This is a genomic window from Brenneria alni (assembly GCF_003666245.1).
Lineage (GTDB): Bacteria > Pseudomonadota > Gammaproteobacteria > Enterobacterales > Enterobacteriaceae > Brenneria > Brenneria alni.
This window is the reverse complement of the sequence record NZ_MJLZ01000030.1, coordinates 45,404-52,061: the sequence shown is the minus strand read 5'-3', so window position 1 is coordinate 52,061 and position 6,658 is coordinate 45,404. Positions and strand designations below refer to the sequence as shown.

General features: G+C 58.2%; 3 protein-coding genes. All 3 read right to left on the bottom strand.

Features of this window, described 5'->3' with window-relative positions:
* Nucleotides 1-229 precede the first annotated feature (229 nt).
* The 3 genes from BIY29_RS13510 to tssM all read right to left on the bottom strand — a co-directional run bounded on the left by BIY29_RS13510 (nt 230) and on the right by tssM (nt 6,654).
* On the bottom strand, nt 230-1,600 hold the full coding sequence (locus tag BIY29_RS13510; RefSeq protein ID WP_121575633.1) for a tetratricopeptide repeat protein: 1,371 nt from the start codon (nt 1,598-1,600) through the stop codon (nt 230-232).
* A gap of 69 nt (nt 1,601-1,669) precedes the next feature.
* Entirely contained in the window at nt 1,670-3,094 is a 1,425-nt protein-coding gene (locus BIY29_RS13505; protein WP_121575632.1) for a VasL domain-containing protein, read from the bottom strand.
* A gap of 62 nt (nt 3,095-3,156) precedes the next feature.
* Entirely contained in the window at nt 3,157-6,654 is a 3,498-nt protein-coding gene (gene tssM, locus BIY29_RS13500) for a type VI secretion system membrane subunit TssM (protein WP_121575631.1), read from the bottom strand.
* Between the last annotated feature and the right edge of the window lie 4 nt (nt 6,655-6,658).

The following is a 6,658-nucleotide window of genomic DNA, read 5'->3' as shown; positions in this document are numbered from 1 at the left end:
CAAAAATACCTAAGTCAAATTTTCCTTAAGTCAAATTCAGGCAAAAAATTGCCCAGACTTCCCAGATCGTTTGCAAACATTGCCCGAAAAGTGTTTTATGCTAAAAGCCGGGCAAGAAGTTGCCCCAAATGCGCACTTGTTCTGAAAATTTTAGTTATTTACATGACAATTCAGTGACAAAAAACAAATTGCCTATTAATTGCGCGTCCATATTGACGAACGAATCTGTTTATTCCTCAATACGCTCCGCCGCACTTATTTTCTTTTCCCAGTGCAGCGCCAGTTTTTGTGCGGCCTTGATCTCTTCCGGCCGCATACCGCTTTCCAGATCGTTGCGCGCATTTATCGCATCGTTCATGCCTTCCGTCGCCGCCAGCGAAAACCAGGCGTAAGCATGAATTCGGTTGCGTGACGCGCCCAACCCTTCCTGACGCATCGTGCCCATGCGATATTGCGCCATGCGATTGCCGACACTGGCTGCCAGCCGGTATTGTTTGAAGGCTTCGGCGTAGTCCTCTTTTCCACCTTGACCGAGGCGCAACATCTCGCCATAGGCCAGTTGCGCTGAGGGAGATCCCTGCCGCGCCGCCGCGCCATAGGTTTCTCTTGCTTCCTGATACTGGCCGCGACGGTGATAACGCTCCGCCAGTTCCCGCTGCGCCTTGCTATAGCCTCCCGCAGCCGCCAGCATCAGATAATGCTCCTGCTGGGCTTCGTTCGTTTGCAGCGTACTGAGCCGGTATTCCGCTTCATGAGAGCCGCCAGCAGCCGCACGCGCCAGCCAAGCCAGCCCGGTTTGTTCATCATGCGGAACACCGGTTCCCTGTAGATAGGCCTGCGCCAGCCAGAGCTGGGCGTCCGGTTCACCGCCTTGAGCGGCTTTCTGATACCAATAGAGCGCGTCTTTCCCCTGCGCGTGTTCAGCCAGCCAGAACTGCGCCTGCGGTTGCCCACGCTGCGCCGCCTGATAATAGAGACGTTCGGCGATATCGCGTCTGACCACCCCGCCTTTGCCCTGTTCATAACGCCGGGCCAGTTGATATTGCGCATCGGCATTACCCTGATCCGCCGCCCGTTCCAGCCAGCGGACGGCATCCTTATCCGCGCCGTGAGAGGAATACCATTGCGCCAGCACCAGTTGCGCATTGGTATGGCCGTTTTCCGCCGCGGCCTCGAACCCGTCGATACACTCGGCGACCAGTTTGCCGCCGTGCTGCTGCTGGCAGGCAGTGCCCAGCCGGTAACCCGCATCGCCGCTGCCTAAGCGGGATGCCCGCTGCCACCACGTCCAGGCCAGTTGTTCATTCCTGGGTTCTCCCAGCCCGGCCTGATACCAGTCCGCCACCTGCAATGCCGCCTCCGCACGGCGCGTTCTTGTCGCAGACAGCGCACCGTCCTGTTCCGCCGCCTGCTGCATCCAGCGCATTGCCTGCGGGTAGTCGGATTTTGCCGCCAGACGCCGGGCCAGTTCATACTGTGCTTCACCTTTTCCCTGCACGGCGGCATCGGCCAATGCCTGCTCGGACAAAGAAGAGACGGGTGTTGCGCATGACGTCAGCCAACTGAGTGACAACATCAAAAATAGCGTTCGTTGCTTCATCGTTTTTTACCGGTTATTGAACCCGTCATTGCCTGCCGGCAAAACGGCGATAGTCTGTCTGGCGCCCGCTCAGTTGCCCGCATTGGTTCGCTGTAATTGGTACAGGCGAGCATTGAGAGATCTCAGCTCGTCGATCATGCCGTTGAGTTCATGCAGCCCGACTGTCCCCTGGGCCGCCTTACGGGCTTCCAGTGCGCTGAGACGCACACCGAACGGCTGATCGACGGCCATGCTTTTCTGGATCTCATAAAGCTGTGATTTCAAGTAAGAAATAGTGACGGTTTTGCGCTGGCGCTCCAATTCAAGCAGCTGTTCCAGCAGGTCGTTCACGCCATTGCGGGCGGAGAGATACGCCGCCTCGCCGCGTTTTTCCCCTTGTTGCGCACTCAACGCCGTCTGCCATTGCGCATCCATCGCCTTCACCGCCAGTGAATCGGGGTAGAGCATACGGAGCGAATTTTTCAGATCGTCGCCGTATTGGTAAAAGTAGGTCGGCGACGCCTGCTGCACGCGATAGAGTTGCGCCTGATAACGGGCGATGACGTCGCTCTCCATTTCCCGCAGGGTTTGTTCCCCCAGTCCGATACGCACCTTACGCAACTCGTCGAAACTGAGCGCCGCGGGCAGCGTGTCAACCGGTTTATTCAACAGTGCGACCGCCTCATTCCTGCCGCTCAGTTCCTGCGTCCGCCAGTGATTCCAGCCGCTGACCGCCGCGACGGGCAGCGCGCAGGAAAGCAGGCCGCAGACAAACCAGAACCAGGCAGGGCGTTGCTTGCGGTGCGCTTCTATTTTCAGCACCGTTGGTTTCAACTGTCCTTTCTCCTTCCCCACCAGAATGCTGCCTTGGGGCAGGGCGTGCGGCGCACCCGGCGCGTCGCCGTCCATATCCGACTTGAAAAACACCATCGGCGGGATCTGCATATCCTGTTTGCTCAATTCCTGTTCGTCCGAAACGATGACAATTTCCGATTCGTCAAACAGATGGGTGTAGCCTTCAATGAAATGCGTCAGATTCTCCACACGGGGGATGCGGCTTAGTCCCACGTTGTGCAGTTTTTCACTGAGTAGCTGCAACGCACGTTCGCAACGATAAATCAGGCGTTTATCTTCATGGCTGATGGTGTACTGCCTGATAACCTCGCTGATCCTGGCGATGAACCAATCCAGCATTTCCGTTCTCGCTCGTTCCTGATGCACCGGCGGCCAGAAATTATCCCACTGGGTCACGATCAGATTGGCAAGAAACTCACACCCTTCCGTGAAACCGCCCAATCCCTGAAGACGGGCGCGCGCCAGCACGAAATACACCGCCGTCTGTAAATCAACACCCTGCTTTTCAAAGATGATGCAGGCCATTCGATGCACCAGTTCCCAGTCCACTTCCGGGCGTGAAGCATGGCTCAGTTTATTGATTTCGGCGCGCAGCCTTTCATACTCAGGCAGCATTCTGGGGTCACGGCCCACCTTCAGGGCCTGTTGCGCATCTTGCATGGTTCTTTATCCCTCAGAGAAAGGGGCTGACCGCCAGCGGCAGGCGGACGGCCCCTCTCAGATTAATACAGTGATTCAGGCAGGCGGAACTGACTGAACAAGCCGTTGGCGAAAGGGTTGTGGCTCTCGTCGGTATACACGCGATACGTCATAGCGCCGCCATCAACCGGGAAGCGCATGTCGAACGAACTGGCGTTGGTCTGGGTCAGCGCCGCCGCATCCATTAACCGGAACATCGCCCATGCGCCCCTGAACCCCAGACTGCGCGGCGAGCGCTCCCGGTTGTCCGGCACCAGCGTGATTTTACTTTCCGCGCCGTCGCGCATGGCGTTGGGCCACACCAGCGGGATCTTCTGACGTCTTCCGTGCGCATATTCCAGCAGTTGTCCGTCCAGATTCAGCACGCTGCGCCGTTTATTGGCTGTCAGTTCTATCGGCTCCAGCACGAAATGCATCTCCAGATTTCCCTGCGCGTTAAACAACGCGTTACGAATACGCTCCGCCTGTTCAAACTGTCGCAGCAATTCCGTCTGCATGGCGGAACCCGATTCGCTCGCCATCAGCCCCGCTTCCACCATCGGTTTCAGGTTGGCCTGATAGAAGCCGTCCAGCGTACCGCCAGGCGCAAAGAAGCGTTCCATTTCCGACAGGGGCGCGTCTTTGTCAGAGGTGGGATCGAAAGGATAGCGCTGCGCCAGTTGCTGATTGAACGGCGTTACCACCTTGTCAATCCACTCCTGGTTCAGAGAAGACATGGCGAGATCCACCGTCAGACGGGACGTCTGCTCCGCAATCTGCCCCACCCAGCGATCCAGCGGCGCAGGCAGACTACGGGCATATTGCTGCAACGCGAAAACCGGGTCGGCAAACGCATTGGACTGGCGCGCCTGTACCGCTTTCAGCGCGGCTTGCCCCGGTTCGACCGCATTGACTATCTGTTCCAGATAGTGGTAAAGGTCGGTCAGCTTCTGATTCACTTCCTGAATCAGCGCCGCCTTGTCGCCCCGTCCGTTCAACGTGTCGTGCAACGGAATAAACGGCCTGGCGATCCTGCCGTTGATGATTTGCGCCGGATCGCCGCCGTCATCCGACAATTTACGCACTCGGGTATTGTCGCCCAGCGCGCTGATAACCCGCTGGAAAGGCTGGTCGTTGCCGGTAACGGCGGTCAGCATATCCAGCGCCTGCTCCGGCGAGGCCATTGGCTGCACGTCGATGCTGGCCAGCAGTTTCTGCCACTGGTTGACGTAATCGGTGATGTAACGATCGTTGACCTGGCGCTGAATCTCTTTACGATCCTCCTCGCTCAGATGCACCCGCTCACGCAGCCCAAGCACCCAGGCGTCCAGTGCGGTGAGATCAAACAAGGTCTTGTCCTGCCGCACGAAATATTCGCTGAATCCAGGCCAGGTGAGGAAACGCGGCACGAAGCCCGCCGCCTCGCTGCGCAGGGTGAAAACCGCATCAAACGTCGGCCCGACCTCATCGCGGATGGTCAGATCCGGCGGCAGCATATCGTTGGCCCGCATCACCAGACTCTGATATACCCGCTGGAACAGCGGCAGCTTGCTCAATTCACGCTGCGCCGCGCTGATAGGTTCGGCAAAGGGAAGGAACGCAGCCACTGCGGCGGGTTCTTTACGCTGACGCGCCGTATGCCAGTCGGTATGTTCCAGCGCATATTCCAGATGCCGCATGAGCTGTTCCTGTACCTCGCCCTGACCGGGAAACGCCTGCTGCCAGCGCTGCGCCATAAACTGTTCCACCAGCGCCTTGTTGCGGCCGGAAGCATCGTCGATCATACGCATCACGCGCAGGATGGAGAGCTTCTTCTCGCTGGAGGGCGGCGCGTCCCGCAAATCATCTTGCAACCCTTGCATGACCGCCGGAAGGAAGCGTAGCTGCAACAGTTGCAGGTAAGTGCCTTCGACGTAAGGGCCAATCCGGTCTCCCTGATACAACCCCAGATCCGCCAGCGGCGATGTTTTCTCACGGTAATTGCCGAACGACAGCGTCGCCTCGCGGATCAGATTCAGACGCGGCAGTTGGCCGACGCCGAACCCCTGTTTTTCTTCCACGTCATTGGCGGCGATAAACGCCTGTGCTTTATTGAGCACATTGCGACCGGCGTCCTCGTTAGCCCGGTAATAGTGATGCCAGCCCGCCACCAGCGCGACGCTGGCCAGCATCATGCCGCTCATGCCGATGGCGATACGACGGCGGCGATAAAGATTGTGCAGGCGATTCTCTCCCGCCAGATGCGCTTCGGGAAAAATCACGTTGCTGAACAACGATTGAACGAAAAAGGCATTCGATTCGCCGCACAGCGCCGGATACACCGGCTCAGGCAGTTGATAGCGCTGTGAGGCAGCCTGGGCGAATGCGTCAATCGGCACCCCCTGCTGATAGACCGAACTGGCGTAAACGCCGCGCACCAGCAAGGTCTTGCGTTCTTCCTGCGTGATGGCTTCCGTCAGGATCTCGGCGACATAGTCTTTCAGACCAGCCAACTGGCGCACGAACGTGAACAGTTCGCTGCGCTGCGCTTGCGCCGTCTGCGACAGCATCTTGTCGGACAGGTTGTCGTTAAGGTGTCCTACCCATTCATCCCAGAATTTGTCCAGCTCCTCACGCCAGCCGTTGTCTGAACCCGCCGGCAGGCTGAACGTCACGCCAAGCAGCGATTGCCGGGTTTCCTTATCCAGTTGGCGGTAGAACACATCAAAGCCGTGCAACATATCGAGCTTGGTCAGCACGATGTAGAACGGCAGCCGGGTATTCAGCGAAGAGACGACATTCAGCAGCCGAACGCGAACCAGTTGCGCATAGGCTTTGCGATCGGCGGCGGCGGCATGTGACAGCCACGCCAGATCCAGCGTCAGGATAATGCCGTTCAGGGGCTGGCGCTTGCGGTTCTCCGCCAGCCAGCCCAACAGATGCCGCCAAAGGCGCTCGTGCTTGTTCCCTTTCACCTCCCGCTCCGACGCAGGCTGCGTCAATAGCTGACCGTCGGGGTCCAGAATCACCGCATTTTCCCCCACCCAGCAATCAATCTGTTGTCTCGCCGCGTGGTCGCGCAGTTCGGCGCTCAGGCGCACATTCAATTTATTCGCCGTGTTGGCGCGATGTACCAGACTGCTTTTACCGCTTCCCGGCAGGCCGATCATCAGATACCACGGCATGGCGTACAGGATGCCCGCCCCCAGATGCGTGCGCAGCGTCTCCAGCCAGCAATCGAGGAATTTCTGCTGGCCGTCGACAAATTCCCGCAGTGGATCTTCTCTTCGAAGCTGCTTTTCTTCACGCTCCGCCTTCAACTGCCGCATACGGCGCCAGACGCGCCATGCGCTGATACCAAAGGCCAGCCACAGCCACAATAGAGTAAAAATGACGCGCGCCCATACCGCCTCCAGCGGACGGTACTCGCCGACCGGCAGGCGTGGCCCCAGCCACCAGACCAGGATCAGGATCGCTATCCATATCACGATGCCGACCAACAGCCAGGATGGTTTAAGTTTCGGCAATTGTTGCCGCAGAAAAGTCATTATTGTTTTCAGCATACGT